Origin of the sequence: Mycobacterium sp. ACS4331 (genome assembly GCF_001667265.1) — a bacterium.
GTDB lineage: Bacteria > Actinomycetota > Actinomycetes > Mycobacteriales > Mycobacteriaceae > Mycobacterium.
The window spans coordinates 35,911-61,732 of sequence record NZ_LZHW01000003.1 but is presented as its reverse complement, the minus strand read 5'-3'; the positions used below and the strand labels follow the sequence as shown (position 1 = coordinate 61,732).

The following is a 25,822-nucleotide window of genomic DNA, read 5'->3' as shown; positions in this document are numbered from 1 at the left end:
CCCGCCCCCCCCCCCCCCCCCCCCCCCGGCCCCCCCGCGCCCGCCCCCTCCCACCCCCCCCCCCCCTTCACGTGGGGTTGGTTTTTGGGGGGGGTCGTTCCCACCCCCAACCGCGGGGGGCGCCCGCGACCTGGGTGGGACTTTGGTCACCAATGCCGCGACACCCCGGACCCGATTTCAAGGAACGTGTGAACCCGGGTTACAGTTAGTTTCATGGCTGAATTCCCCATTGCCAACGCGCTGACGCTGGAACTCGAGCCCGTGGTCGCCGAGAATCTGCAGCGCCACCTCGACACCGCCGAAGAGTGGTTCGCGCACGACTACGTCCCGTTCGACCAGGGTGAGAACTTCGCCTTCCTGGGCGGCCGGGACTGGGACCCGTCGCAGCAGACCCTGCCGCAGCCTGTCGTCGATGCGCTGGAGATTCTCCAGATCACCAAGGACAACCTCGCCGGCTATCACCGCGAGATCGTCGAGCACTTCATCCTGGACTGGAAGTGGGGCCGCTTCATCGGTCGCTGGACCGCCGAGGAGCATCTGCACGCGATCGTGCTGCGCAACTACCTCGTGGTCACCCGCAACTTCGATCCCACGGCCAACGAGGACGTCCGCGTCGACCACGTCATGAACAAGGGCTACCGGGCCAGCGACTACACCCAGATCGAGACGCTGGTGTTCATGTCCTTCTTCGAGAAGAGCTTCGCGGTCTTCTGCCGCCGCCTCGCCGAGCAGATCGAGGAACCGGTGCTGCGTTCGCTCATCGAGCGCATCGCCGTCGACGAGGAACGGCACGAACTGTTCTTCCGCAACCTGGTCCGCTGGTGCGTCGACTACGACGAGGCAGAGACCATCGCCGCCGTCGCGCGGCGTGCCGCTGAACTGCAGGTTCCTGGCGCCGACATCGACGCCTACCCGCAGAAGGTGGCCAACGTCGCCGAGGCGGGCATCTTCGGGCCCGAGCAGCTGAAGGCCGTGATCTCCGAGGAGATCGCCGCATTCGGCCTGGCCGAGCGGCCGGAGTTACGCGAGTTCATCTCCGCGTAACTCGCGGCGCGGCGCGCCTGCGCAGCACGAATGATGTTGCGGGAGTAGCGTCACAATCGATGGCTAGCGACATGCTCTGCTGTCCGGGCGGTATCTCCCGTAGCGACTACGGCAGGACCGGCCCCGGTCCTGATGCCGCTGCGCCCGCTGACATTCCTCCGCGGGGCCGCGCGGGGTCGAGGAGCGCCACGTGACTGATTCGCCATCGGCTTTCTCAAACCAGGTGCCGGGCCAGATCGAGAACGGAAAGCGGACCTATGTGCTGGACACATCGGTTCTGCTGTCCGACCCGTGGGCATGCACCCGGTTCGCCGAACACGAGGTCGTCGTCCCGCTAGTGGTGATCAGCGAGTTGGAGGCCAAGCGACACCATCACGAGCTCGGCTGGTTCGCGCGGCAGGCGCTGCGCATGTTCGATGATCTCCGGCTGGAGCACGGACGCCTCGATCTACCCATTCCCGTTGGGGCAGAAGGCGGTACGCTGCAGGTTGAGCTCAACCACAGCGATCCCTCGGTGCTGCCCGCCGGGTTCCGCACCGAGACCAACGATGCCCGGATCCTGACCTGCGCCGCGAACCTCGCCGCCGAGGGCAGGCGAGTCACGTTGGTGAGCAAGGACATTCCGCTGCGGGTCAAGGCGGGCGCGGTCGGTCTGCCCGCCGACGAGTACCGCGCCCAGGATGTCGTGACCTCGGGCTGGACCGGAATGGCCGAACTCGACGTCGCCTCCGAGGACGTCGACCTGCTCTTCGACGAGGGTGAGATCGACCTGCAGGCGGCGCGGGATCTGCCCTGCCACACCGGTGTTCGGCTGCTCGGCGGCAGCTCACATGCGCTGGGCCGGGTCAACGCCGAGAAGCGCGTGCAACTGGTCCGTGGGGATCGCGAAGTGTTCGGCCTCCGGGGAAGGTCCGCCGAACAGCGCGTCGCACTGGATCTGCTGCTAGACGAGTCGGTCGGCATCGTGTCGCTGGGCGGCAAGGCCGGCACCGGCAAGTCGGCGCTGGCATTGTGTGCGGGCCTGGAGGCGGTACTGGAACGGCGCACGCAGCGCAAAGTTGTGGTGTTCCGGCCCCTGTACGCCGTCGGGGGCCAGGATCTGGGTTACCTGCCGGGCAGTGAGAGCGACAAGATGGGGCCCTGGGCCCAGGCCGTCTTCGACACCCTGGAGGGGCTGGCCAGTCCGGCCGTCCTCGAGGAGGTCCTGTCTCGCGGGATGCTCGAGGTGCTGCCGCTGACCCACATCCGGGGCAGGTCCCTGCATGACTCCTTCGTGATCGTCGACGAGGCGCAGTCGCTGGAGCGCAACGTCCTGCTCACGGTGCTCTCACGGCTGGGTACGGGTTCGCGCGTGGTGCTGACCCACGACGTGGCGCAGCGGGACAACCTGCGGGTCGGACGGCACGACGGTGTCGCGGCGGTGATCGAGAAGCTCAAGGGTCATCCGCTGTTCGCCCACATCACGCTGCTGCGCAGCGAGCGTTCACCCATCGCGGCGCTGGTGACCGAGATGCTCGAGGAGATCAGCCCCGGCGCGCTGCCCTGATCGTCGCCCACACGACGAGGCCGCGGTGACCGCGAATCTTGTCGCAGTCACCGCGGCCTGGGGTGGGTGAGCGGGGCCGGGATCACCGGGCGGAGCTGGTCATCGCGTTCTGGTGGATCGGCCGGTTCTCGCGGTGGTGGATGCTGCTGTGGGCGCTGCGGCCGGCGCGCTCGGGCATCGGGCCGAACTGCTGCACCGAGGCGCTGATCGACTGTCCGCCGGTGACGGGCGCCTGGGCGTTCGCGGTGCTGGCCGCGCCGAGGGCGATCAGGACGGGGGCGGCGACCAGGGCGGTGGCGGCGGCGATGCGGCGGGAGATGGCGTTCATGGTGACTCCTTGTGTCTCAGTTCTTTTCGCTCTGGGGCGGGTGCTCCGGCGTTGGTTATGAGTCTGCCGACGGCGCCGGGTGATGTCTGTCGGGCGGGCAGGGGAGCGATGGGATGAATCGAGGGTCCCCCGATCGGGGGACACCGCTGCACGGGATCCGGGAGTCGCCGCCGGTAGGCTGCCAGCGTGCCTGGCATGTGTCGTCCCGACACCGTCCGCTGGTCCTACTGGCGCACGGTCGTCGGCGCGTGCGCTGCAGCGCTGGTGGTGGCGGTCGGGGCCTGCACGGGCGACGTGAAGGTCGACACGCCGGCGGAGGCCGCCGCTGAGGTCGACTGCAGCGACGTCAAGTGCGTCGCGTTCACGTTCGACGACGGACCCGGCCCCTACACGGACCGTCTTCTCCAGATCCTCAAGGACAACGACGCGACCGCGACGTTCTTCCTGATCGGCAACAAGGTCGCGGCCAACCCGGACGGCGCCCGGCGCATCGCCGAGGCGGGCATGGAGATCGGAAGTCACACCTGGGAACACCCGAACATGACCACGATCCCCGTCGAGGAGATCCCGGCGCAGTTCAGCCGGGCCAACGACGCGATCGAACAGGCCACCGGGCAGCGTCCGCGCCTGGTGCGCACCGCCGGCGGCCTGATCAACGACACCGTGCTGGCCGAGGCCAAGCGACAGGGCCTGGCCGACATCAACTGGGACGTCATCCCCTTCGACTGGGCCAACGACTCCGACACCGCCGCCACGCGCTACATGCTGATGACGCAGATCAAGCCGAACTCGGTGGTGCTGTTCCATGACACCTATTCGTCCACCGTGGACCTCGTGCAGCAGTTCATCCCGGTGCTCAAAGCCAACGGCTATCACCTGGTGACGGTGAGCCAGATGCTCGGACCCCGCGAACCGGGCAGCGCCTACGGCAGCCGGGAGAACGGCCCGCCGGTCAACGAACTGCGGGACATCCCGGCCAGCGAGATCCCGACGCTGCCCAATACGCCGTCGCCGGCGCCGATGCCGAACTTCCCGATCACCGACATTCCCGGCGCCAACTCCGGCGGACCCAACAACGGGGCCTAGCCCATGCACACCACAACCGCGCTGGTGCTCACTGCGATGGTGCTGGGCTACGCCGTGGTCTCCGCCGTGGTCAAGCGGTGGTACGTCGCTCCGGCCCTGATCTTTCTGCTGCTGGGAATCGTCTTGGGGCAGTCCGGGTTAGGGCTGCTGCAGCTGTCCGAGGACACCGCGTCCTTCACCGTCCTGGCGCAGTTGGCGCTCACGGTGATCCTGTTCAATCAGGCCTCCGACCTGGACGTCGCCGGGGCGATGCGCCGCGGGCGGATCACCTTCCGCCTGCTGGTGATCGGCATTCCCATGACCCTGGTGCTGGGCACGATCACCGCGCTGGTGCTGCTGCCGGTACTGCCGCTGTGGGAGGCGGTGTGTCTGGCCGCGATCGTCGCGCCCACCGAGGTCGCGCTGATCGAGGCCCTGCTCGACGACACCCGGATCCCAGAACGGGTCCGGCACGCGCTGTCGACGGAGTCCGGTTTCTACGACGGCTTCGCGCTCGCGGCGCTGCTGGCGGCGCTGGCGGTGGCCTCGGAGCGGGCCACCCGGCAGAGTTCGACACCCGCGGCGGACTGGATCTGGTTCGCCGTGCGCACCGAGGTGCTCTCGGTGGCGATCGGTCTGGTGGTGGGCCTGGCCGGTGCATGGGCGATCACCGCGTCGATGCGACGCGGGTGGATGAGTGACACCTGGTCACAGCTGGCCATGCTGGCCGTGGCGCTGCTGTGTTTCCAGGCCGGCGAGTCGGTGCATGCCAGCGGGTTCGTGTCGGCCTTCGCCGGCGGCCTGGTGTTCTCGGTGATCGCACACCGCACCAGGACCGCGATGCCGGCACAGGTCACCCACGCGGCCGCCGAACTGCTCGAACTGCTGGTGTTCGCGCTGCTCGGGGCGACGGTCGTGGTGGCGGCATGGCGCGAAGCCGACTGGCGAGTCGTCGCGTTCGCGGTGCTGGCACTGCTGGTGGTGCGGATGACCGCGGTGGGCATCGGTCTGCTGCGCACCGACGTGCCGATCCGCAGTCGGCTGTTCATGGGGTGGTTCGGTCCACGCGGCATCGGCACACTGGTGCTGGGTCTGCTGGTGCTCAACAGCGGCGACATCCAGCATGAGGACGTCATCGCTGAGGTCGTCGTGGTGGTCGTGACGATGAGCCTGGTTCTGCACAGCCTGACCACTCCGTTCGGGATCCGCTTCGTGGCGCGGGACCGGGTGAGTGTCCAGCACCGCTCGGAGACGGTGCATTAGGGCGCTGGCCGCGAGCGGCCTGCTCTATGCTCTGCAGATTATGCGATCACGTAAATCGGTCCTCGGTGGCGTGCTGACGGCGGCGGCCGCCGCAGCGATCGGTCTGGCGCCGTCCGCGCAGGCCGACCAGTTGGGCTACATCATCAACGTGACCACGGGCCCCGGCTACAACTTCCCGAACGCGCAGGCCGCACTCGACTACGGCTACGCGCTGTGTGATCGCATCGCCCGCGGCGACAGTTACGTGTCGATGGCCGATCAGATCAAGGCGGACTTCGGCCCCGACGAGTACAAGGTGTCGTATCTGCTCAGCCAGTCGGCTCAGGAGCTGTGTCCGGCGCAGACGTGGCAGCTTCGGCAGTCCGTGGGAGACGGGTACCGCCCCACCACCTGAGCGGACCGGGCAGGAACACCACCGACAGCGCCGAGATGATCGACACCACGATCAGGTAGGCGGCGATCGAATTGCTGGTCGAAGTCGAGTTGTACAGCGCCACTGCGATCGTCGGCGCGAAGGCCGCGCCCAACACCTGCGACAGGGTGTAGCCGACCGACACCGCGGTGTAGCGGACGTCGGTGTCGAACACCAACGCGAACAGTGATCCGGTGACGCCCGCGGCCGGTGCCATCGCCAGGCCGAACACCAGCACCAGGGCCACCAGGAACCAGACCGCCTCGCCCGTGTTGATCAGGGCGAAGGTCGGCAGCGTGGCCATCCCCATCGCCAGCACGCCCATGAGGAACACCGGCTTGCGCCCGATCCGGTCGGCAAGGGATCCGAACAGCGGGTAGGTGCACACCGCGACGACGGCCGCCACGAAGACGCCGAACAACGCGTCGGCGCGGTCGATCCCAGCGACGCTGGTGGCGTACGACACCAGGTAGGCCACGCAGATGTAGGCGAACACCCCCTGGGACAGGTACGCGCCGGCCACCAGCAGGATCTGCCTCCAGTGCCTGCGGAAGGCCTCGGTGAAGGGAACCCGCACCACCGCCGAGTGCTGTTGCACTGCAGTGAATTCTGGGCTCTCGGTCAGGGAAAGTCGGATCACCAGACCGATCGCGATGAGCGCGACGCTGGCCAGAAACGGGATGCGCCACCCCCAGCTGAGGAACGCCGCGTCGTCGAGCAGGGACACCGCGTAGAACGCGAGCGTGGCGAGTGCGGTCCCAGCGGGCGCACCCATCTGCGGGAAGGCGCCGTAGAACCCCTTGCGACCCGACGGGGCGTGCTCGACGGCCATCAGGGTGGCACCGCCCCATTCACCACCCACCGCGAAGCCCTGAAGGAGGCGCAGCGCGGTCAGCAGAAGCGGTGCCGCGAGGCCGATCTGGGCGTAGGTGGGCAGCAGTCCCATCGCGACCGTGGAGCCACCCATCAGCAGCAGCGAGTACACCAACATGCGTTTGCGGCCGACGCGGTCGCCGAAGTGCCCGAACACAATCCCGCCCAAGGGTCGGGCGACGAAGCCGACGCCGAAGGTCGCGAACGACAGCAGCATTCCCGTGGTGGGGGAAGTCCCGGGGAAGAACAGCTTCGGGAAGACCAGTGCCGCGGCGGTGCCATAGATGAGGAAGTCGTAGAACTCGACCGTCGTGCCGACGAAGCTCGCGACCGCGGCCCGGCGCGGTGTCACATGCGTGGCGATGCCTGCCTCCTCACGAGATGGTCACCCGTTCTGGCAGAGCTTAGCGGTGCGCGGACCACTGAATGTGCTTGCTCGCGAACAACTGCGGCCCTCCTGCCGAGGGCAGGGAGGGTCACAGTTGTCACGTAATTCTTGTCGCCCAGGCGGGGCATGTAAGTCCATACGGGGCCATTCCGGGTCCAATTGAAGTCCCTCGCTATTGACGTCAAATCGATATTTGGCGTACCTTGTCCTGGACATGAAAACGCGTTCCTATGTCATGCGGGAGCGTCAGCGGGCCAAGGACGCCACGCGCGACGCGATCCTGAGGGCTGCGATCGACATATTCATGGCGGAACGGTCGTTCGAGATCACCCTGCCCGCGGTCGCTCAACGCGCAGGCGTGACCGTCAAGACCGTGCTGCGGCATTTCGGTACCCGTGAGGCGCTGATCGATGCGGCGTGGGCTCAGGTATGCGACGAGGTGATGGCCGAGCGGACGCCACCGCCAGGTGACCCCTCGGCCGCACTGCGCGTATTGATCGCGCACTACGAGCGCAGGGGGGACATGGTCTTGGCGGCGCTGGCACAGGAGGCGGACCCGCGGGCCGAGCGCATGACCAGCGCCGGTCGGCGGGCGCACCGTGAGTGGGTCGAAGACGTCTTCGGCAACGCGCTGCCCGACGACGTGGCGGTCCGTGAACATCTGCTGGACGCGCTGGTGGTCGTCACGGACGTGTACTGCTGGAAGCTGCTCCGCCGCGATCGTGGACTGAGCGACGAGGAGGTCTTCGACCGGATGTCGTTGATGACCGAGGCACTGACCGGGACGACCTGATGAGAGCGCTGTTCGCGATGTTCGACGGCGGCGGCAACGTGCCGCCGCAGTTGGCGGTGGCGGCCGCGCTCCGGCGTCGCGGGGGCGACGTCGCTGTGATCGGCCATCGCGGACTCGGTGAGCGCGTCGAGGCCGCTGGCTTCCCGTTCGAACCATTCACCGCGGGAGGGCATTTCGACCCGACAGTGCGACGACCGTTGGCGGCGATGATGGCCGACTTCGTCCGGGTGGCCGCCGACCGCCAGATCGGGGGATGCGTCATTGACGCCGCGCGCCGTCACGGTGCCGACGTCGTGGTGGTCGACACGGTGCTGGTGGCCGCCACCGCCGACGTCATCGAATCGGGTCTTCGCACAGTGATTTTCGTGCACTGTTTCTATCGTGCGATGCAGGATCTGGCCGCCGGTCCGGCCGGATGGGCGCTGCGGATGCGGGGTGTCGATCCGTTGGCCGCACAACACCACGATGTCCTGCAGATAGTCTCGGCGCGTGCCGATCTGGACCCGGTGCGAGGAGCGCCGTCGTTGTGTCACACCGGCGTCGTGTGGCAGGGGCAGCCCCGAGAGTCGACACCATCGGTCCGGCCCCATGTGCTGATCAGCCTGAGCACCAACGCTTTCGCGGGGCAGGAGCGGATGTTGCAGCGCATCCTGGATGCCGTGGCGCCGCTACCGCTGGACGCCACGGTGACGGTCGGGCCCAGCATCGACGCGCGGGGGATCCGGGTGCCGGCCAACGCCGACCTCCACTCCTGGCTCGACCACGACGAGGTGCTGTCCACGGCATCGCTGGTGATCGGGCACGGAGGGCACAGCACCGCGATGCGAGCGCTGTCCTTCTCGGTCCCGCAGATCGTGCTTCCGGCCAATCCGTTCATCGATCAGAAGACCGTGGGCGCGGCACTGCGCGATGCCGGCGCGGGCCTGCTGCTGGGCAAACACGCTGGGGTGAAGCGCATCCGGTCCGCGGTGGAAACGGTGCTCGGAGACGGCAGTTATCGGCGTGCCGCAGAGCGTCTCGGAGACGACATCCGCCGTCGCGACGGGGCCGAGGTCGCGGCGTCCCTCTTATGAACGAGATCGGCGCGGTTCCCGGCGCTCACCGCCGGCAACCGCGCCGAAATCTGAAGAACTACTCGCCGAGGTGTCCGTTACGCTCCGGGCTCGTTCGCGCAAGCGCTCACTCGCCGTCGCGCACCTTGGCCATCGCGAGCACGTCGAGGCGCTTGTCCAACTCGGCCTCGGACAGCTTGTCGCCGATCAGCCCGCGGTCGATGACCGTCTGACGGATGGTCTTCTTCTCGGCCAGCGCCTGCTTGGCCACCTTGGCGGCCTCCTCGTAGCCGATCGCCGAGTTCAGCGGCGTCACGATCGACGGCGAGGACTCGGCCAGCTCGCGCAGGTGCTCCTCGTTGGCCACCAGGCCGTCGATGCACTTGGCCGCGAACAGCTTCGACACGTTGGCCAGCAGCGTGAACGACTCGAGCACATTGCGGGCCATCATCGGGATGTAGACGTTGAGCTCGAAGGCGCCGGACAGGCCGCCGACCGCGACGGCGGCGTCATTCCCGATCACCTGCGCGGCGACCTGAGTGACGGCCTCCGGGATCACCGGGTTGACCTTGCCGGGCATGATCGAGCTGCCGGGCTGCAGGTCGGGCAGCTGGATCTCGCCCAGGCCGGTCAGCGGGCCCGACCCCATCCAGCGGATGTCGTTGGCGATCTTGGTCAGCGACACCGCGATGGTCTTGAGCGCACCGGACGCCTCGACCAGGCCGTCGCGGGCCGCCTGGGCCTCGAACGAGTCGACCGCGGTCTGCAGTTCAGCAACGCCGGTCTGCGCCTTGAGCACCTCGACGACCTTGGGGCCGAACCCGTCGGGCGCGTTGAGGCCCGTACCGACGGCCGTGCCGCCGATCGCGAGTTCGCCCAGACGGGGCAGGGTCGCACGCACCCGCTCGATGCCGGCCTCGATCTGACGGGCGTAGCCGCCGAACTCCTGGCCCAGCGTCACCGGCACGGCGTCCATCAGGTGGGTCCGGCCGGACTTGACGACGGTCTTCCACTGCCGGGCCTTGGCGGCCAGCGACTCGTGCAGCACCTCGAGGGCCGGGATCAGCTGGCGCACGGCGGCTTCGGTGGCGGCGATGTGGGTCGCCGTCGGGAAGGTGTCGTTCGACGACTGCGACATGTTCACGTCGTCGTTGGGGTGCACGGTCACACCGTTGGCCGCCGCGATCGACGCGATGACCTCGTTGGTGTTCATGTTCGAGCTGGTGCCCGAACCGGTCTGGAAGACGTCGATCGGGAACTGGTCGTCGTGCTTGCCGTCGGCGATCTCGGCGGCCGCGGCGATGATCGCGTCGGCCTTCTCAGCGGACAGCAGACCGAGGTCCTTGTTGACCTGCGCGCACGCGCCCTTCAGCAGGCCGAGGGCCCGGATCTGGGTGCGCTCCAAGCCGCGGCCCGAGATCGGGAAGTTCTCCACGGCGCGCTGGGTCTGCGCCCGCCACAGCGCGTTCTTGGGCACCCGGACCTCGCCCATGGTGTCGTGCTCGATGCGGTATTCGACCTCGTTGTCGGCCATTGGCTTCCTCTTCGTTGGTGTGCGGGGTGGTTACGGCAGGGGATAGGCGGCCGAGCTGTCGCCGGTGAAGTTCACCGCCGAGTACTCGTTCAGCTTGGACAGCCGGTGGTAGGCCTCGATCATCCGGACCGTGCCGGACTTCGACCGCATCACGATCGACTGGGTGGTGCAGCCGCCGCCGAAGTAGCGGACCCCCTTGAGCAGGTCGCCGTCGGTGACGCCGGTGGCGCAGAAGAACACGTTCTCACCGGACACCAGGTCCTTGGTGGTCAGCACCCGATCCAGGTCGTAGCCGCGGTCGATGGCGCGCTGGCGCTCGTCGTCGTCGGTGGGCGCCAGGGTCGCCTGGATCTCGCCGCCCATACAGCGGATGGCGGCCGCGGCGATGATGCCCTCGGGGGTCCCGCCGATGCCGACCAGCAGATCGGTGCCGGACTCGGGCCGGCACGCCGAGATGGCGCCGGCGACGTCACCGTCGGAGATCAGCCGGATGCGGGCGCCGGCCGAGCGCACCTCTTCCATCAGCTTCGCGTGGCGGGGGCGATCGAGGATGCAGACCGTCACATCCGAGACCGAGGCCTTGCGGACCTTGGCGATGCGCTGGATGTTCGCCGCGATCGGCGAGGTGATGTCGATGAAGTCCGCGACGTCGGGTCCGCCGGCGATCTTGTTCATGTAGAACACTGCCGAGGGGTCGAACATGGCGCCGCGCTCGGCGACGGCCAGCACCGAGATGGCGTTGGGCATGCCCTTGCTCATCAGGGTGGTGCCGTCCACCGGGTCGACGGCGAAGTCGCATTCCGGACCGTCGCCGTTGCCGACCTCTTCGCCGTTGTAGAGCATCGGGGCGTTGTCCTTCTCGCCCTCGCCGATGACGACGACACCCTTCATCGACACCGAGTTCACCAGTTCGCGCATGGCGTCGACGGCGGCGCCATCGCCACCCTCTTTGTCGCCACGACCGACCCAGCGGCCGGCGGCCATGGCGCCGGCCTCGGTGACTCGAACGAGTTCGAGAGCCAGGTTGCGGTCAGGGGCCTCGCGGCGCTTGGTCTGGGCAGGGTCGACGACACCGTCACTCATGTGCAGGATTGTCCCAGAAGCGGGTCGGTCATCGGCAGCTGGGATACTGGTCTGGTGAGCACGCAGTCGCAGGAGCCGTCCGACCACCCGCCCGTCGCGGCCTCCAGCGAAGGACCGGCGCCCAAACCGGCAAAGCCCCGGGTGCTGCAGGACGGCCGGGACATGTTCTGGTCCATCGCCCCGCTGATCGCGGCGTGCATCGTCTTGGCCGGGCTGGTCGGCATGTGCTCGTTCCAGCCCAACGGACCCAAGGCCGGGCAGGTGCCCAGCTACGACGCGGTCGGCGCGCTGGGCTCCGATGCCGAGACGCTGGGCTTCCCGATCCGGCTGCCTGCCGTCCCCGACGACTGGCAGGCCAACTCGGGTCGCCGCGACGGGCTCGACGGCGCCCGCACCGATCCCGCGACGGGGCAGCCGACGCGGGCCCTGGTCTCGACGGTCGGCTACATCACCGGCAGCGGCATGTACCTGAGCCTGACCCAGAGCAACGCCGACGAGGACAAGCTCGTCCGCTCGATCCACCCCGACGTCGCTCCCACCGGTGTCGAGGACGTCGACGGCGTCCGCTGGGTCGTCTACGACGGCGGTGAGCGCGACGAACCGGTCTGGACCACCAGAATCGGTGAGACCCAATTGGCCATCACAGGTGCCGGAAGCACCGACGAGTTCCGTACGCTGGCCAGAGCGACACAGTCCCAGGAGCCGCTTCCGGCCAAGCGGTCCTGACCTGACGAGGGGGAAACGTGGGCGAAGCTCCGGAGGCGGACCTGACCGGGTGGACGTGTGAATCGTTCACCGGCGGCGGCTATACGCACGACGTGTACCGCAGGAGCCCGGAGGTTCCCGGCCCCGGCGTCGTCCTGATCCCGGAGATGCCCGGCATCCATCCCGGTGTCCTGGCGCTCGGCAATCACCTGGTCGACAACGGCTTCACGGTGGTGTCACCGTCGCTGTACGGGACGCCGGGGGCGGCGATCGGCCCGTCCGCGGTCGCCACCCTGGCACGGGGCTGCGTGGCCAAGGAGTTCGCCGCGTTCGCCACCAACAAGAAGCGTCCGGTCGCCGATTTCCTGCGGGCCCTGGCGCGCGACCTCAACGACAGGACACCCGGGAAGGGCGTCGGGGTGATCGGGCAGTGTTTCTCCGGCGGGTTCGCGCTGGCGGCCGCGGTCGACGACGCGGTGCTCGCGCCGGTGCTCAGCCAACCGTCGCTGCCGTTGCCCCTGACCCCGGCGCAGCGCCGTGATCCGGGGGTCTCCGACGAGGAGCTCCGGATCGTCGAGAAGCGTGCCGCCGACGAGGGGCTGTGCGCCCTGGGTCTGCGTTTCAGTGCGGACCCGATGTCTCCCTGCGCGCGGTTCGCCACCCTCAAACAGCGCCTCGGTGACGCATTCGAAGTCATCGAGATCAATTCGGGCCCCGGCAACCCCGACGGCTTCAACCGGATGGCGCACTCGGTGCTCACCGATCAGGTCAGAGAAGTCGACGGGCACCCCGCCTACGAGGCCCGCAAGCGGGTCGTGGAGTTCCTCAGGTCTGCGCTGGCTGTTCAGTAGGGTCCGGGCTGGTCGGCGTCGTCGCCGACTGTTTGACCCGCTGCCAGGGCCAGCGCCACTTCGCCTTCTTGGGCTCGTCGGCGGGATCCGGGCCGACCAGGGAGTCCAGTGGAGCGTCCTTGTAGACCGCCAGGTACACGCTGATGGTCGTCACGATGATGATCATCAGGACCGGGCCCAACACGATGCCCCAGAAGCCGAACATGCCCAACCCGGCGAACACCGCCAAAAGCATCAGCGCCGGGTTCAGGTGCGCGCTCTTGGGCACCAGGAACGGCCGCAGCACGTTGTCGATGCTGGTGACCACGATGACGTGGAACGCCACCACGAAGACGCCGCCGACCACGTTGCCGAACAGGGCCATCCCGATGCCCAGGGGGATCGTCACGATGCCGCTGCCCAGTGGGATGAACGACAGCGCGGTCAGGAAGATCACGAACATGAAGAACGCGTCGTGGATGCCCCCGATGTAGATCGACACCGCCCCCGCCACGCCCTGGCACACCGCGATGATGAACTGACCCCGCACCGTCGCACCCACCATCGCGCCGACCTTGGCGAGGTAGATGTCGGAAACCTCGTGCCCCAACGGATTCAGATCCCGAAACAGTTCCAGAACCTTCGGGCCGTTGACGATCAGCGCCAGGAACACGTACAGGAAGATGATGGCCGAGGTGACGATCGTCGCGATGCTGCCGACTGAGTCGCGCGCGACGTGCAGTGCGAACTCGCCCGCACTCTGGCCGACCTTGGCGATGGTCTCGCGCACCGACTGTGGCGTCAGTGTGGTGTCCACGAACGGAACACGGGACAGCAGGTCGTTGACCGAGGCCAGCAGGCGATGGCCGAGTGCGGTCAGATCGGTGTTCTGCACCCAGTGACTGATCCCGGTGACCATCTGACTGATCTGCAGCACCGCGAGAAAGACCACGCCGGACAACGGAATTGCCACGGTCGCGATCGCGGCCAGCAGTGTCACGGTGGCCGACAGGCCGACGTTCAACTTGGTGCGCACGCGGTTGTACAGCGGGGTGAACAGATAGGCCAGCACCGCGGCGACCGCGATCAGGATCAGATAGGTGCGCAGAAAATACGCACCGAACGCCAGCGCGATGATCGTCAGGACGGCCAGCGCGCGCTTCTGGGTCGGCGTGAATTCTGCGAGCATGGTGGCCGATCCTAGGGGTTGGTCATGTCTCGGCGAGCTTCATGATGTGGGTCTGAATGTCGGGGTAGCGCTTGAGATGTGCGCCGCCGTTGATGTCGAGGACCTCGCCCGTCATCCAGGACGACTTCGGCGAGCACAGGAAGGACACGGCGTCGGCGATGTCCTGGGGAGTTCCCGTGCGGCCCAGGACGGTGTTCTCGACGTATTCCTCGACGACCCCGGGCACCAGTGCGGCACCCTCGGTCAGCGGGGTGTGCACGAACCCGGGGGACACGGCGTTGACGCGAATGCCGCGCGACCCCAATTCCAGTGCCGCGACCTGAGTCAGCATCGCGAGACCGGCCTTGGCCGCGCAGTAGGCGCTCATCCCGATCGCCGGTTGGCGGGCGTTGAGCGACGCCAGCGACACGATGACGCTGCCCTCGCTCAGATACGGCGTGGCATGTTTGATGACAACGAAACCGCCCGTCAGACAGACGTCGACGACACTGCGGAAATCGGCCACCGCCAGATCGCTGATCACGCCGTACCCGCTGAACCCCGCGCAGTTCACCACGGCGGCCAGGCCGTCGCTGCCCGCGGCGTCGGCGAAAAGTCGCTGCACCGACTCCTCGTCGGTCACTTCGACCGCGGCCGCGGTGTGCGGGCCGCCCAGCTTCTCGGCGCCCGCCTGCGCCCCCTCGAGATTGCGGTCGGCCAACACCACGTCGAAGCCGTCCTCGGCGAGCGTGGTCGCGATGGCGGCACCCAGGCCTGAGGCGGCCCCGATGACCACCGCCCGCGCGCTCACAGGTCTTCCGCCTCTGGCCGCGGGTCAGCCCATTTCTCGGCGATCGCCCCCCACGGATCGGCGTAGATCCTCCCGGTCCCGTGATAGGGCGCCCGGCGGGTGAGCAGTTGATGTGCCAGCGGTGCGGCGGCCCGCAGCAGGTGTCGCTTCCAGCCCATCTTCTCGGCGGTCTCGGTCAGCATGTCCGGCCACGAATAGTGCTGGTGGCCAAGCACTTCCTGGGCGCGGCTGGAATCCATCCAGTCGGTGTTGAACCAGTCGTCGTCGCTGGCGGGGTTGCCCTTCAGGCCGGCCGGCACACCACCGACCAGACCCATGGCAGCGGCCATGGCCGACGCGACATCACCCTGCACGTGCCGGTGCGTGTCGTCACCGCCGATCAGCAGGGTCTCGCCGACCACCGGGGCCGTCGTCGCCGCACCGAACGCCCAGGCGACATCGCGGACGTCGACGGTCTGCAGCCGCCCGTCGGTGGGCAGCAGGCCCTCGAAATAGGCGTTGTCGAGTTTGAGGTAGGCGCCGAGGTCAATGGTCAGGACACCACCGAGGCGCAGGATCACCCAGTCCAGATCGGCGTCTCGGACCAACTTCTCGGCCTTGACCTTGTTGGCGCCGTAGATGTCGGCAGGATTGGTCGGCGTGTCGGGCGTGAGGACCCCTTCGACGGTGTGGGGATTGCGCGACCCGTACACCGCGATGCTGGAGGCCAATACGAACCGGGGTGGGGTGGACTGCTTCTCGGCGGCGCGCAGCAGGTTGGCCGTGCCGTCCACGTTGACCCTGCGGGCCAGGGGTTTGTTCATGTAGATGAAGGGCGGGATGACCGCCGCCAGGTGAACGATGGCCTCGGGTTTGACCGCGGTCACGAGGTTGTCGACGGCGGCCGCGTCGGTCAGGTCGGCGTACCGCGCCTCGACGCCTGCGGGCAGAGCCGCCGCGGCCTTGCGGTTGGCCGGGACGTCCAAGTCGGTCGCCACCACCGTGCGCCCGTCGGCGGCCAGGCGCTTCACCGTCGCCGAACCGACCAGCCCGAAAGCCCCCGTGACCAGTACCGTCATACGTCTCCCCTGTGGGTGTAAGTGGAACGTGTTCTAGGCATCTTGGCGTACCGGACGCGCAGACACCAGAGTTCCCCGGATGCGCGGGGCTCCGCCCCGCCGCGCCGAGATCGGCGTATCGGCGGGAGTCACTCGATCTTGGTCGCCGAAACGTTCGTTTGGGCGAGCAGGGGACGGGCCCTACCAGTGCTGCGCGCGGCAGCCGGCCGCCAGGTTGTGGCAGTGCTGACCGTTCTTGCAGCGACTGCAGTTGCACCGGCACTGGTGATCGGACTGGCCGCGGGATTGTGATCGCATGCCTCTCATCCTCCGCCGAGATCGACGGAATGGCGGCATTCACTCGCACTTTCTCACCCAAACGTTGTTATGGGCGAGAACCGAGGCGTGGTCAGGCGGGGACGGCCTTCATCTTCTCGAACAGCGACCTGTAGTAGGGCAGGCTCTCCTGCAGCGCCTGTTCGGTGGTGAACAGCGGTTGGTAGCCGAGGTCGCGGCGAGCCTTGTCGATCGAGAAGAAGTTGTTGCGGGTGATCCGTTCCACGCCCAGCGGTTCCAGCAGCGGCTTGGGCAGGCCGAACTTGAAGTGCAGCCACTGCCACACCGTCATCGCGACCCACACCAGGCGGCCGGGCACCCGGAACTTGGGCCACGGCTGACCGCATGCCTGGATCACGGGTCGGGCGAACTCGAACATGTTGATCGGTTCGCCGTCGTTGATGAAGTAGGCCTGACCGGGCGCCGTCCCGCCCGGCACCAGATGCTCGGCGGCCAGGATGAATCCGTGAATCAGGTTGTGCACGTAGGAGTTGTCGAGCTTGACCTTGCGGCTGCCCACCAGCACCTTGAGGTGGCCTGCGTGCACGCTCTCAAAGACCTTGCGGAACATCGTCTGATCGCCTTTCCCCCAGATGCCCGACGGCCGGATCGAACACGTCAGGACCCCGTGCTCTCCGTTCTGCCCGAGGACGAACTTCTCGGCGATCACCTTGGTTTCGGTGTAGAGGTCGTTGAATCGCTCTGTGTAGGGCAGGGTTTCATCACCGCCCACGATCTGCTGACCACCCATCACGACGCTGTTGGATGCGGTGTAGACGAAGCGGGCGACGCCGGCGGCCTGGGCCGCGTACAGCAGGTTCTTGGTCCCGTCGACGTTGACCGCGTAGCTGCGCTGGCGGTACTCCTCGGTGACCGACGCGCCGCCCATCAGGTCGATGATCGCCGCGGTGTGGAAGATCGTGTCGATGCCGTCGACCACGGTGGCCAACTGGTCGGTGTCGGTGATGTCGCCGACGACCGTCTCCAGCAGTGGATGGTCGGGCAGTGGCGAGGGGGCGCGGTCGAAGGAGCGCACCCGATGGCCCCGGTCGAGCAGTTCGGTCACCAGGTTGGCGCCGACGAAGCCGGAACCGCCCGTGACCAGCACGTGGCCCAGTTCAGTGGTCAGCGTTGAGTCACCCATGCTGGGCCACGCTACCTGAAACGTGTTCTAGTTTGAACCGCCGAAGCAGAATTCGGTGGCCGCCGGATCCGGTCAGTCCTCTTCGGCGGCCAGTGCGTCCTCGACGCGCTTGCGGGCGCCAGCTAAGTGCTCTTCGCAGCGTTTCGCCAGTCTCTCGCCGTATTCCCAGAGGTTCAGCGACGCATCGAGGTCGAGTCCGCCCTGCTCGAGGAGTTGCACCACGGTGATCAGCTCGTCGCGGCAGTCCTCATAGCCCACAGAACTAACATCTCTAGTCGGATCGATTCCATCAACGTCAGTCACTTGTACCTCCCTGACTTACAGCCGTCACAGCGCCGTCGGCGACCCGGATCCGCAGTTCGGTGCCCGCCGGAGCATCGGCCACCGTCCGCAGCACCCGCGAGCCGGCCTGGACCACCGCATAGCCGCGCGCCAACGTCGCGGCTGGACCCAGCGTCGAAAGCCGGGCCCGCAGATGTCCGATCCGGTCGGTCTCGCCGGTGATCAACCGGGTTATGTCGCGGCGGATCGCCGCCCGCGCGCGCGTCACCTCATCGGTGCGCGCGGTCAGCATTCGCATCGGCTCGGCGAGGACCGGGCGGCTGCGCAACTGCGTCAGGTGACGCTCCTCGCGGGACACCCAGTTGCGCAGCGCGCGGGCGCTGCGCTGCCGCAGGTCGTCCACGAGCGCCTGTTCGGCGCCGGTGTCGGGCACGACGCGCTTGGCCGCATCGGTGGGAGTGGCGGCACGCAGATCGGCGACCAGGTCGCACAGCGGATTGTCCGGTTCGTGACCGACCGCGCTGACCACGGGGGTCGTGCACGCCGCGATCGCCCGGCACAGCGTCTCGTCGGAGAACGGCAGCAGGTCCTCGACACTGCCGCCGCCGCGGGCCAGCACGATGACGTCGACGTCGGGGTCGGCGTCGAGTCCACGCAGTGCCTCGACGATCTGCGCCACCGCGTTGGGTCCCTGCACCGCGGTGTTGCGGATGGCGAACCGAACCGCGGGCCAGCGCGCCGCGGCCACCGAGGTGACGTCGTGTTCGGCCGCGCTCGCGCGTCCGGTGATCAGACCGACGGTGTTGGGCAGGAAGGGCAGCGGACGTTTGAGCCGGGGATGGAACAGCCCCTCGGCCTCCAGCAGGCGGCGCAGGCGCTCGATGCGGGCCAGCAGCTCGCCGACGCCGACCGCGCGAATCTCGTTGACCCGCAACGAGAACGTCCCACGACCGGTGTAGAAGTTCGGTTTGCCGAGCACCACCACCTGGGTGCCCTCGGTGAGCTTCACCGGCGCCGAGGCGACCAGGTCACGCGGACATGTCAGCGTCAGCGACATGTCGGCGGCCGGGTCGCGCAGCACCATGAACACCGTCGACGAACCCGAGCGGATGTTCATCTGCGCGATCTGACCCTCGACCCAGACCATGCCGAGTTTGTCGATCCACCCCGCGACCCGGATGGCCACGGCACGCACCGGGTAGGGGTTCTCCGGCGACTGGCCCTGCGCTGCCTGCGCCGGCTCGCTCACTTGGCGCTGGCGCGGGTGATCCTGTTGGCCAGCAGCGTCTGGAACGGTGCCCGGGCCTTCGTGGCCTCCTCGTAGGCCAACAACTCGCCGAGCTCGTCGACGGACAGCGACTGCAGCCGGGCCCGCAGCTGGGCCAGCGTCAGCGAGCCGTAGTCGATCCGGTCCGCCACGGCGGGCGCGCTCAGCTCGGAGCCGTTGTGAGCTTCGTCGCCACCGGCAGGCGCCGAGGCGGCCTCGATGTCCTCGCTGTCCACGGAGTACAGAGCGAAGCGGCCTTCGGTCATCCGCTCGCCGCTGCCCGCGTCGCCCCCCGCCGCGTCGGCTTCGTCCTCGTCGAAGGTCGCCCACTCGGGTTGTTCGTCCTTGGGCGGGAAGAGCGTCTCCAACGTCGCGTCACCCTTGATCACCAGGTCGGCGACGTCCTGCTGCATCTTCATCACCAGATGCGCGACCTGGCTGGCCACGGTCATCGGGTACATCATGATCGTCTGGGGCAGCTTTCGGGTCTCCTCGACCGCCGTCGCGGCCACCCCCACCAGCAACCGGACACCGTACGGAGCACTAGACATGGCTGCCAGACTACTTCCGGCTCGCGCATTCGCCGCAGGTTGCCCGAGAAAGTAACCTGATGTCATGCCGCCAACTGTCAACATGGGCATTCCCGGAACCACCAGCGCGGTGGTCGCGCCCCCGACGGGCAGGCGAGTGCTGCTGGCCGAGCCCCGCGGATACTGCGCCGGCGTCGATCGTGCGGTGGAAACCGTGGAGCGGGCCCTCGAGAAGCACGGCGCGCCGGTGTACGTGCGGCACGAGATCGTGCACAACCGCCACGTCGTCGAGACGCTGGCCAAGGCCGGCGCCATCTTCGTCGACGAGACCGACCAGGTGCCCGAGGGCGCGATCGTGGTGTTCTCCGCGCACGGCGTCGCACCGACGGTGCACCAGTCCGCCGCTGAGCGCGACCTCAAGGTCATCGACGCGACGTGCCCGCTGGTCACCAAGGTGCACAACGAGGCCAAGCGCTTCGCGCGCGACGACTACGACATCCTGCTCATCGGTCACGAGGGCCACGAGGAGGTGGTCGGCACCGCCGGCGAGGCGCCCGATCACGTGCAGCTGGTCGACGGCCCCGACGCGGTGGACGACGTCGTGGTGCGCGATCTGGACAAGGTGATCTGGCTGTCTCAGACCACTCTGAGCGTCGACGAGACCATGGAGACGGTCCGCCGCCTGCGTGAGCGCTTCCCGACGCTGCAGGATCCGCCCAGTGACGACATCTGCTATGCCACCCAGAACCGTCAGGTCGCGGTCAAGGCCATGGCGCCCGAGTGTGAACTGGTGATCGTCGTCGGGTCGCGCAACTCGTCGAACTCGGTGCGGTTGGTCGAGGTCGCGCTGAACGCGGGTTCGGATGCGTCGTACCTGGTGGACTACGCCGAGGACATCGACCCGACATGGCTCGACGGCGTCACCACTGTCGGCGTCACCTCTGGTGCCTCGGTGCCCGAGATTCTGGTCCGTGGAGTGCTCGAGCGGCTCGCCGACTTCGGGTTCGACACCGTTCAGCCCGTGACCACCGCCAACGAGACGTTGGTGTTCGCGCTGCCGCGCGAGATCCGGCCCGCGCGGCGCTAGTCCGCACGGGGCGGCGGGCGCCGCACCGGTGGCCTTTGAACAATGAAATCGCGCGTATCGTGCGCCACTCCCCTTACTGTGTGGAAGTGCCTGAGATCAATCGCCGCAGTGTGATGTTCATGATGGGCCTGGGGGTGGCAGCGACAGCACTGCCTGCCGGGATGGCCAGTGCCGAACCAGAAGTCCCGCCCGGGCCTCCCGGGTCGGCGTCCGGAGGGCCGACGCCGCCGTCGGCCGCCGCCACGCCGGCGTTCATCTTCCAGGACGAGTTCAACGGTCCGGCCGGCGCACCGCCGGACCCGGCATGGTGGCACATCGTGCCGGCGCGTGAGCTCATCCGGAATCCGAACGAGTGGGACAAGCCGTTCAACATGGGCCGGTACGTCACGGATCAGGACCATGTGTTCCAGGACGGCAACGGGAATCTGGTCATCCGGGCCACGCGGGGGCCGGGCACCACAATCCAGGAGAAGTACGCCAGCGGCAAGGTCGTCGGCCTGTGGCGAGGCGGGATCGGCACCACCTGGGAGGCGCGGATCAAGCTCAACTGCCTGACAGATGGAGCGTGGCCCGCGTTCTGGCTGCTCAACGACGATCCGGTCCGCGGCGGCGAGATCGACCTGGTGGAGTGGTACGGCAACCGAGACTGGCCGTCGGGCACGACGGTGCACGCCCGGCTCGACGGGGAGTCGTTCGCCACCAACCCACACCCAATCGACAGCGCATGGCACCGGTGGCGGATGACGTGGACGCCGGCGGGGATGTACTTCTGGAAGGACTACCAGCCCGGCATGGAGCCCTTCTTTGAGGTTCCGGCCAACTCCCTGCAGGACTGGCCGTTCAACGATCCGGGTTACACCCTGGTGCCGGTGTTCAACATCGCGATCGGCGGTTCCGGTGGCCGTGAGCCGGCCGGGGGCAGCTACCCCGCCGAGATGTTGATCGACTGGATCCGGGTCTTCCAGGGCTGAGATCCCCGACCCGGTGCGATGTCCCGGCCGGAGCAGCTGAGTCCTCTCGGCGGCGGGGCGCCCTGTCCTCCTGGCCGGGGCGCCTAGTCCTGGGCGTGGCGACGCGGTGCGCGCCGGTACTGCCGGTGCGCGTCGTCGTCCTCGGCTGACGGGCCGCGATAGCGAACGTTCGAGTACGGCAGATGGGTGCTGCCACCGGTCGCCGGTGGCCGGCGGCGCGGCGGAGGGCCGTAGTCGTAGGAGTCGCGTGGATACGGCTCGTCCAGGGGCGGATACCGGTCGGGCCGCGGACGGGGCCGGTCATACCGGTCATACGAATCTCGGGGCTCATACGGCGGCCGCGGCTGACGCGGTTCGCGGCGGCTTTCCGGCGGCGGGGGAGTGCGCCGTCCCGGTTCGCGCGGCGCCCGCCGGCGCGGGGCGGGGCCACCGTCGAGGTCGTCGGTCTCGCGGGCATGGGTCGGACGCCGACGCGACGGGCGCGCGGGTTCGGAGCCGTCGACCGCGGGCGGACGCACGTGCCGAGACTTCGACGGTGGCGTTCGCCTTGCGGCTGGGCGGCGGCGGGGCGGTTCGGCGACGGTGTCGCGGTCGATGGCGTGCTTGCGCGGTTCGGCGTCGGCGGCGCGTGCGGCCGCGAAGGAGGCGACCCGGGCCTTGAGCGCGGCCACCACCCCGAGCAGGCCCGCGCCGGCGGCGACCTTGGCGGCCACCGGGGCCTTCGCGTCGGGCGTGCGGTCGGCGGTGGTGGCGGCCTTGGCCGCCGCGCCGAAGTACCACCGGGCCATGCCGATCAGCAGCACGATCACCGACGTGGTGAACATCAGGAGGAATCGCTCGATCAGCGGATAACCGCAGTTGATCAGGATGTCCTTGAGGCCGTCGATGTTGGCGTGGTGGAACAGGTAGTACGTGGTGGGAACGGACACGAACAGGATCAGCGGCGGCTGGACCACCGCGGTGAACAGGCCGTCCTGGCGTACCGCGAGCACGGCGGCCACACAGCCGATCACGTACATCGCGGCGAACACGCCGCCGAGTTCCCGATTGCCCGACCCCGCGTCGAAGGCAAAGCCTATGGCGGTGCCCACGACGGCAATGACGACAGCCCCCCACCACGGCACACCGGCGATGTTCGGGTGCGCCGAGCGTTGTTCGGCGGGTACCGACGACCTCGCCCGCTGCGCTGACACACGTAGACCGTACCGGCTGATGCTGGACTGGCGCTGATGGCGGGCACCGCCCGCATGTTGTCCCGATCACTGAGTGGGAGTGTTTCGGCGAAGGCCACTGCCGTGCGGCCGGCTCACGTACCGGAATGGTCGCTGGTGGCAGTCGCGGGCTGTGCGGCGCCTAGACTTGTCATCCCGTGAGCCTCAACCTGGGAATCGTCGGTCTGCCCAACGTCGGAAAGTCGACGCTGTTCAACGCGTTGACGCACAATGACGTGCTGGCGGCCAACTATCCGTTCGCGACCATCGAACCCAACGAGGGCGTCGTCCCGCTGCCCGATCCCCGGCTCGACAAGCTGGCGGAGATCTTCGGGTCGGAGAAGACCGTGCCCGCGCCGGTGACGTTCGTCGACATCGCCGGCATCGTCAAGGGCGCCTCCGAGGGTGCCGGGCTGGGCAACAAGTTCCTGGCCAACATCCGGGAGTGCGACGCCATCTGTCAGGTGGTCCGGGCCTTCGCCGACGACGACGTCGTGCACGTCGACGGCCGGGTTGATCCCCGCGCGGACATCGAGGTCATCGAGACCGAATTGATCCTGGCCGACATGCAGACCTTGGAGAAGGCGCTGCCGCGGCTGGAGAAAGAGGCGCGCAACAACAAGGAGCGCAAGCCGGTTCTGGACGCGGCGGTGGCGGCGCAGGCCGTGCTCGACAGCGGCCGGACGCTGTTCTCGGCGGGCTCGGAGGTGCCCGACGCCGCGCTGCTCAAAGAGCTCAACCTGATGACCACCAAACCGTTCCTGTACGTCTTCAACGCCGACGAGTCAGTGCTGACCGACGAGGCGAAGAAGGCCGAACTGCGTGAGCTGGTGGCGCCGGCCGACGCGGTGTTCCTGGACGCCAAGATCGAGGCCGAGCTGCAGGAGCTCGACGACGAGTCGGCCGCCGAGCTGCTGGAGTCCATCGGGCAGACCGAGCGCGGCCTGGATGCGTTGGCGCGCGCCGGTTTCCACACCCTGAAGCTGCAGACCTACCTGACCGCTGGGCCCAAGGAGGCGCGGGCGTGGACGATCCACCAGGGCGACACAGCGCCCAAGGCGGCTGGGGTGATCCACACCGACTTCGAGAAGGGCTTCATCAAGGCCGAGATCGTCTCGTTCGATGATCTGGTCGAGGCCGGGTCGATGGCCGCGGCCAAGGCCGCGGGCAAGGTTCGGATGGAGGGCAAGGACTACGTCATGGCCGACGGGGACGTGGTGGAGTTCCGCTTCAACGTGTAGGCGGGTCCCGTTTGGACGTCCCTCGGTGGCGGCGAAGGCCGCGGTGGTGACTTCACGGTATCGGTGGCATTATGAAACGCATCATTGATGCGTACGGAGGTGCCACGTGCGGACGACTGTGACCATCGACGACGCGCTGCTTGCGAAGGCGGCAGAACTGACTGGGGTGACCGAGAGTGTGGCGTTGCTCCGCCAGGGATTGCAGACGTTGATCCGAGTGGAGAGTGGTCGTCGCCTCGCGGCTCTGGGCGGAACCGACCCGCACGCAACTGGCGCTCCTCGGAGGAGGGCGTCTGCCGGTGATTCTCGTTGACACGTCGATATGGATCGATCACCTGCACAACGCGGAGCCACGTCTTGTCAGGCTGTTGACAGAGGATGAGATCGGCTGCCACCACTTGGTGATCGAGGAGCTGGCCCTCGGTTCGATGAAACAACGGGACGTCGTACTCGATTTACTGTCCAATCTTCACCAGTTCCCGACAGTGACACACTCGGAGATACTTCATCTTGTCGAACGTCGTGGGCTGTGGGGAAAAGGACTCAGCGCTGTCGACGTCCATCTGCTCGGAGCTGTCACGCTGGTGGACGGTGCGCAGCTCTGGACGCGGGACAAGCGGCTGAAGTCTGTTTGCGCCGAAATCGGTGTTCCGCTTGCCGAGGAATGATGCCGTTGTTCGGGGGATCGTCGCCGGGTGGTCGTGGACGCATTCCCGACGCGTCGTCTCCGCCGAGGCTTAAACGTCTGCGAGACGGACCGGCGTGTCGTTGCGGAGGTTTAAGTGTCGCGGTGGCGGTGGCGTGTTCGCCGCGCATCGCACGGACTCAGTCAGCCCGCGGGCGCACCCGACCGCATCGAACCGGAGAAGTCGGGCGCGATCAGGCCGTCACCGGCCAGAGTTGACCGCGAAGGGAGCCCCGATGATCGAAGCGCTCAACCGTCTTGTCGATGAGATCGAATCCCACCTGGGCGACGACCTGGACATCGACGCGCTCGCCGCGACGGTGGGCACGACGGGTTATCACCTGCGCCGGATGTTCTCGTCCCTGGCGGGGATGCCGGTGTCGGAGTACGTGCGCCGGCGGCGGATGTCTGTCGCGGCGGCCGACGTGATCGGCGGCGAGGACTTCCTCACCATCGCGGTCCGGTACGGATACGGGTCCACCGAGGCGTTCGGACGGGCGTTCAAGGCTGTCCACGGTGTGAGCCACGGGCAGGTGCGACGCGATGGCGGCCCCCTTCGCAGCCAACCGCAACTCAGGTTCCGCCTGACCGTCGAAGGGAGCGCCCCAGTGGACGCCCGCATCGTTGACCGCCCCGACTTCCGCCTGATCGGCCACGCCGCGCGGGTACCGCTGATCCACGAGGGCATCAATCCGCACATCCAGGCGCACATCGCGGCGCTGCCGGCCGAGGAACATCAACGGCTCAAGCAGCTCAGCAATACGGACCCGGCCGGTCTGCTGCAGGTGAGCGCCGACGTCGACCCCGACTACCGCGAGGGCAGCGAGCTCACGTACCTGCACGGCGTCGCCGTCACGACGGACACGGCGGTGCCCGACGGTCTCGACGCCATCGACGTGCCGGCCGGGTCGTGGGTGGTGTTCCGCACCGCCGGCGCCCATCCCGCCGCCCTGCAGTCGGCGTATGCGGCGTCGGCGACGGAGTGGTTTCCGGCCAACCCCTGGCGGCTGCGCCCGGGTCCGTCGATCGTCGCGGTGCTCGACCGTGCACCGGACTTCAGCACCGCGACCTGCGACCTGTGGGTGCCCGTGGAACATGGCTGACACAATCATGGGTCAGCGGGGGCCACTCGAATC

Annotated in this window: 27 protein-coding genes; 15 read left to right on the top strand and 12 right to left on the bottom strand. The window is 67.9% G+C overall.

Annotated features, from left to right (window positions below; all coding sequences use genetic code 11):
* The first annotated feature begins 213 nt into the window (after positions 1-213).
* Complete coding sequence (locus A5727_RS00580) at positions 214-1,044, top strand: acyl-ACP desaturase (RefSeq protein WP_068242753.1); 831 nt, start codon at positions 214-216, stop codon at positions 1,042-1,044.
* A gap of 223 nt (positions 1,045-1,267) precedes the next feature.
* Positions 1,268-2,590 (top strand): RNA 5'-3' helicase PhoH2, encoded by a 1,323-nt coding sequence (gene phoH2, locus A5727_RS00575; RefSeq protein ID WP_502687642.1) that lies wholly within the window; start codon positions 1,268-1,270, stop codon positions 2,588-2,590.
* Positions 2,591-2,672: 82 nt separating this feature from the next.
* Here phoH2 and A5727_RS00570 read toward each other — a convergent pair whose 3' ends face one another.
* Positions 2,673-2,918, bottom strand: a complete 246-nt coding sequence (locus tag A5727_RS00570) for a hypothetical protein (protein ID WP_068242745.1) — start codon at positions 2,916-2,918, stop codon at positions 2,673-2,675.
* 195 nt (positions 2,919-3,113) lie between these two features.
* Here A5727_RS00570 and A5727_RS00565 point away from each other — a divergent pair, with 195 nt between their 5' ends.
* The 3 genes from A5727_RS00565 to A5727_RS00555 are packed head-to-tail and all read left to right on the top strand — an operon-like array spanning position 3,114 to position 5,640.
* On the top strand, positions 3,114-4,004 hold the full coding sequence (locus A5727_RS00565) for a polysaccharide deacetylase family protein (protein ID WP_068242741.1): 891 nt from the start codon (positions 3,114-3,116) through the stop codon (positions 4,002-4,004).
* 3 nt (positions 4,005-4,007) lie between these two features.
* A complete protein-coding gene (locus A5727_RS00560; RefSeq protein WP_068242738.1) occupies positions 4,008-5,246 on the top strand; it encodes a cation:proton antiporter domain-containing protein in 1,239 nt (412 codons plus the stop codon).
* A gap of 40 nt (positions 5,247-5,286) precedes the next feature.
* Positions 5,287-5,640: a DUF732 domain-containing protein gene (locus tag A5727_RS00555; protein WP_068242735.1), complete on the top strand. Its 354-nt coding sequence runs from the start codon at positions 5,287-5,289 to the stop codon at positions 5,638-5,640.
* Here A5727_RS00555 and A5727_RS00550 read toward each other — a convergent pair.
* Positions 5,555-6,883 carry an MFS transporter gene (locus A5727_RS00550; RefSeq protein WP_231991898.1) on the bottom strand — a complete coding sequence of 443 codons (1,329 nt, stop codon included), beginning with the start codon at positions 6,881-6,883 and terminating at the stop codon, positions 5,555-5,557. The two genes, A5727_RS00555 and A5727_RS00550, sit on opposite strands and share 86 nt — an antisense overlap.
* Positions 6,884-7,133: 250 nt before the next feature.
* Here A5727_RS00550 and A5727_RS00545 point away from each other — a divergent pair, with 250 nt between their 5' ends.
* Both A5727_RS00545 and A5727_RS00540 read left to right on the top strand, forming a co-directional pair.
* On the top strand, positions 7,134-7,712 hold the full coding sequence (locus A5727_RS00545) for a TetR/AcrR family transcriptional regulator (RefSeq protein WP_082949507.1): 579 nt from the start codon (positions 7,134-7,136) through the stop codon (positions 7,710-7,712).
* Complete coding sequence (locus A5727_RS00540; protein WP_082949506.1) at positions 7,712-8,785, top strand: glycosyltransferase; 1,074 nt, start codon at positions 7,712-7,714, stop codon at positions 8,783-8,785. The genes A5727_RS00545 and A5727_RS00540 overlap by 1 nt, the downstream gene beginning before the upstream one ends.
* Before the next feature lie 106 nt (positions 8,786-8,891).
* On the opposite strand, the gene A5727_RS00535 is transcribed toward A5727_RS00540, so the two are convergent.
* Positions 8,892-10,298 (bottom strand): class II fumarate hydratase, encoded by a 1,407-nt coding sequence (locus A5727_RS00535; protein WP_068242727.1) that lies wholly within the window; start codon positions 10,296-10,298, stop codon positions 8,892-8,894.
* Between the two features lie 30 nt (positions 10,299-10,328).
* The gene (gene glpX, locus A5727_RS00530) at positions 10,329-11,381 is read right to left on the bottom strand and encodes a class II fructose-bisphosphatase (RefSeq protein WP_068242724.1); all 1,053 of its coding nucleotides are present in this window, start codon (positions 11,379-11,381) and stop codon (positions 10,329-10,331) included.
* Between the two features lie 54 nt (positions 11,382-11,435).
* On the opposite strand from glpX, the gene A5727_RS00525 reads away from it, so the two are divergent.
* Together A5727_RS00525 and A5727_RS00520 are read left to right on the top strand one after the other, a co-directional pair.
* A complete protein-coding gene (locus A5727_RS00525; protein ID WP_068242721.1) occupies positions 11,436-12,107 on the top strand; it encodes a DUF4245 domain-containing protein in 672 nt (223 codons plus the stop codon).
* 17 nt (positions 12,108-12,124) lie between these two features.
* Positions 12,125-12,937: a dienelactone hydrolase family protein gene (locus A5727_RS00520; RefSeq protein ID WP_068242717.1), complete on the top strand. Its 813-nt coding sequence runs from the start codon at positions 12,125-12,127 to the stop codon at positions 12,935-12,937.
* On the opposite strand, the gene A5727_RS00515 is transcribed toward A5727_RS00520, so the two are convergent.
* From A5727_RS00515 to A5727_RS00485, 7 genes are all read right to left on the bottom strand, one after another.
* Positions 12,912-14,105 (bottom strand): AI-2E family transporter, encoded by a 1,194-nt coding sequence (locus A5727_RS00515; RefSeq protein WP_068242715.1) that lies wholly within the window; start codon positions 14,103-14,105, stop codon positions 12,912-12,914. The two genes, A5727_RS00520 and A5727_RS00515, sit on opposite strands and share 26 nt — an antisense overlap.
* Positions 14,106-14,127: 22 nt before the next feature.
* Positions 14,128-14,895 carry an SDR family NAD(P)-dependent oxidoreductase gene (locus A5727_RS00510; protein WP_068242712.1) on the bottom strand — a complete coding sequence of 256 codons (768 nt, stop codon included), beginning with the start codon at positions 14,893-14,895 and terminating at the stop codon, positions 14,128-14,130.
* Positions 14,892-15,953: an NAD-dependent epimerase/dehydratase family protein gene (locus tag A5727_RS00505; protein ID WP_068242709.1), complete on the bottom strand. Its 1,062-nt coding sequence runs from the start codon at positions 15,951-15,953 to the stop codon at positions 14,892-14,894. The genes A5727_RS00510 and A5727_RS00505 overlap by 4 nt, the downstream gene beginning before the upstream one ends.
* 388 nt (positions 15,954-16,341) lie before the next feature.
* Entirely contained in the window at positions 16,342-17,412 is a 1,071-nt protein-coding gene (locus A5727_RS00500; RefSeq protein WP_068242707.1) for a 3-beta-hydroxysteroid dehydrogenase, read from the bottom strand.
* 72 nt (positions 17,413-17,484) lie between these two features.
* Positions 17,485-17,715 carry an exodeoxyribonuclease VII small subunit gene (locus A5727_RS00495; RefSeq protein WP_068242704.1) on the bottom strand — a complete coding sequence of 77 codons (231 nt, stop codon included), beginning with the start codon at positions 17,713-17,715 and terminating at the stop codon, positions 17,485-17,487.
* Positions 17,708-18,943, bottom strand: a complete 1,236-nt coding sequence (xseA, locus tag A5727_RS00490; protein ID WP_082949504.1) for an exodeoxyribonuclease VII large subunit — start codon at positions 18,941-18,943, stop codon at positions 17,708-17,710. The genes A5727_RS00495 and xseA overlap by 8 nt, the downstream gene beginning before the upstream one ends.
* Positions 18,940-19,512: a lipid droplet-associated protein gene (locus A5727_RS00485; protein WP_068242701.1), complete on the bottom strand. Its 573-nt coding sequence runs from the start codon at positions 19,510-19,512 to the stop codon at positions 18,940-18,942. Before A5727_RS00485 ends, xseA begins: the two co-directional genes overlap by 4 nt.
* Positions 19,513-19,576: 64 nt before the next feature.
* Between A5727_RS00485 and A5727_RS00480 the strand changes: the two genes are divergently transcribed.
* Complete coding sequence (locus A5727_RS00480; RefSeq protein ID WP_068242698.1) at positions 19,577-20,578, top strand: 4-hydroxy-3-methylbut-2-enyl diphosphate reductase; 1,002 nt, start codon at positions 19,577-19,579, stop codon at positions 20,576-20,578.
* Positions 20,579-20,673: 95 nt separating this feature from the next.
* Complete coding sequence (locus A5727_RS00475) at positions 20,674-21,549, top strand: glycoside hydrolase family 16 protein (RefSeq protein ID WP_068242776.1); 876 nt, start codon at positions 20,674-20,676, stop codon at positions 21,547-21,549.
* Positions 21,550-21,632: 83 nt separating this feature from the next.
* Here the strand turns inward: A5727_RS00475 and A5727_RS00470 are convergent, their stop codons facing one another.
* Positions 21,633-22,742 carry a DUF6542 domain-containing protein gene (locus tag A5727_RS00470; RefSeq protein ID WP_068242694.1) on the bottom strand — a complete coding sequence of 370 codons (1,110 nt, stop codon included), beginning with the start codon at positions 22,740-22,742 and terminating at the stop codon, positions 21,633-21,635.
* A gap of 176 nt (positions 22,743-22,918) precedes the next feature.
* Here A5727_RS00470 and ychF point away from each other — a divergent pair, with 176 nt between their 5' ends.
* The 4 genes from ychF to A5727_RS00455 all read left to right on the top strand — a co-directional run bounded on the left by ychF (position 22,919) and on the right by A5727_RS00455 (position 25,789).
* Positions 22,919-24,001, top strand: a complete 1,083-nt coding sequence (gene ychF / locus A5727_RS00465; RefSeq protein ID WP_068242691.1) for a redox-regulated ATPase YchF — start codon at positions 22,919-22,921, stop codon at positions 23,999-24,001.
* Positions 24,002-24,107: 106 nt separating this feature from the next.
* Positions 24,108-24,314, top strand: a complete 207-nt coding sequence (locus A5727_RS26740) for a type II toxin-antitoxin system VapB family antitoxin (RefSeq protein ID WP_082949503.1) — start codon at positions 24,108-24,110, stop codon at positions 24,312-24,314.
* Positions 24,301-24,669 carry a type II toxin-antitoxin system VapC family toxin gene (locus A5727_RS00460; protein WP_068242773.1) on the top strand — a complete coding sequence of 123 codons (369 nt, stop codon included), beginning with the start codon at positions 24,301-24,303 and terminating at the stop codon, positions 24,667-24,669. Before A5727_RS26740 ends, A5727_RS00460 begins: the two co-directional genes overlap by 14 nt.
* Positions 24,670-24,922: 253 nt before the next feature.
* The gene (locus tag A5727_RS00455) at positions 24,923-25,789 is read left to right on the top strand and encodes an AraC family transcriptional regulator (RefSeq protein WP_068242688.1); all 867 of its coding nucleotides are present in this window, start codon (positions 24,923-24,925) and stop codon (positions 25,787-25,789) included.
* Positions 25,790-25,822 lie beyond the last annotated feature (33 nt).